General features: G+C 63.7%; 1 protein-coding gene and 1 pseudogene. Both read left to right on the top strand.

Translation table 11 applies throughout. The features are described from left to right. Positions 1–45: 45 nt before the first annotated feature. Positions 46–339, top strand: a pseudogene (locus ACFYTS_RS36540) (transposase); the annotation flags it as partial. 45 nt (positions 340–384) lie between these two features. Next, positions 385–1,605, top strand: coding sequence for an IS30 family transposase (locus ACFYTS_RS36535; RefSeq protein ID WP_387309766.1), 1,221 nt, complete (start codon positions 385–387; stop codon positions 1,603–1,605). Positions 1,606–1,640: the final 35 nt, after the last annotated feature.

Genomic DNA, 1,640 nt, shown 5'->3' with positions numbered 1-1,640 from the left:
CTTGGATTCCAGCAGTCGTGGCAACACCCCTCGGAAGGTGTGTCCATGGGTGGCAGGAAGTACACGCAGCAGCAGAAAGATGAGTTCTTCCGGGTGCTCGACCGGGGAGGAACTGTCCGCGCTGCGGCGAGAGCGGTGGGCATTCCCGAAAACGCCGGCTACAACTGGCTGCGTCGCACCGGGCTGACCATGCAGAGGGCAACGCCACGGGTCTACTCGGCGGAGTTGAAGGCGGAGTTTCTGCGCCTGGCGCGAGAACGACAGATCATCTCTACTGTTGCTCGCGAGTTGGGAATTCATCGGCCGACTGCGTATGCGTGGGCTCGCAAGGCGGGGATCTCCACCAGCGAGGCGCGCAAGGTCAACCCGCGCAGGGAGGAATTCTTGCGGCTGCGCGCTGCCGGACTCACGCGCGCGCAGGCCCGTAAGCGGGTCGGTGCCGATGCCCGATCGGCCACCGACTGGGACAAGGGCATCACGATCATCAACCGGGGCCGGGTCTATCCGGACGGTCGTGTGGTGCGCTATCCCGAGCGGAACAATGGCGGAGTGCCGGAACGAAGATCGCGTGCGATCGGTGGGAGTGTCGATCTCGACGTTGTCGAGAAGATCATCCATCGGCGATATCTCAGTCTCATCGAGCGTGAGCAACTTCAGGACCTGCGGCGTTCCGGGTTGTCGATCCGCAAGATCGCCTCCGAGCTGGGTCGTTCACCCTCGACGATCAGCCGGGAGTTGAACCGCAACACCGTCTCCTCGCGGGGATACCTGCCTCATACCGCACATCGACTGTCGGTGAAACGCCGAGCCAGACCGCGGCCACCGAAACTGGTCGCGAACACCGCACTTCGCCGCTACGTGCAGGCGAAACTGAACAAGAAGTGGTCACCACAGCAGATCAGCCACCGGCTGATCAAGGACTTCCCGACCAGCTCGGAGATGCGAGTGAGCACCGAAACGATCTACCAAGCGATCTATGTTCACGCTCGCGGAGAGCTCAAACGCGAACTCGGAAAACAACTTCGGCGCGGTCGCCTCGCCCGCAAACCCCGCAAGCAGCCCGACGTCCGTCGCCCGAGGTTCGTCGATCCGATGAACGCCATCGGCAAACGCCCCGCCGTCGTCGAGTCGAGGACAGTGCCGGGCCATTGGGAAGGCGATCTCATCATCGGCGCCCTGGGCGGATCGGCGATCGCGACACTGGTCGAACGGTCCACACGCTTCGTCCTGCTCGGTCGCCTCGGCCGCGAACGCAACGCAGAAACCGTTCGGGACTCGCTGATCGCCGCCGTCGCCGACCTGCCGGCGTCGCTGAGGGGAACGTTGACCTGGGACCAAGGTGCGGAAATGGCCGAGCATCGCGCATTCAGCACGGCGACGGACTTCGAGGTCTACTTCGCAGACCCAGGATCGCCCTGGCAGCGCGGCACCAACGAAAACACGAATGGACTTCTCCGGCAATACTTTCCACGAGGCACCGACCTGGCCGGATACGGCATCGATGACCTCCGAGCGGTCGCCCAGGAACTCAACGAGCGACCCCGCAAGTCTCTGGGCTGGGACACGCCCGCCGAGCGTCTGACTGCTTTACTGGAAGCCTCGTAACCACGCGCGTTGCGACGACTGCTGGAATCCAAGCG

The sequence above is a fragment of the Nocardia sp. NPDC004151 genome (assembly GCF_042874235.1).
In the GTDB taxonomy this organism is placed as follows: Bacteria; Actinomycetota; Actinomycetes; order Mycobacteriales; family Mycobacteriaceae; genus Nocardia.
The sequence above is the reverse complement of the archived record's forward strand: the minus strand, read 5'-3'. Positions and strand labels throughout refer to the sequence as shown.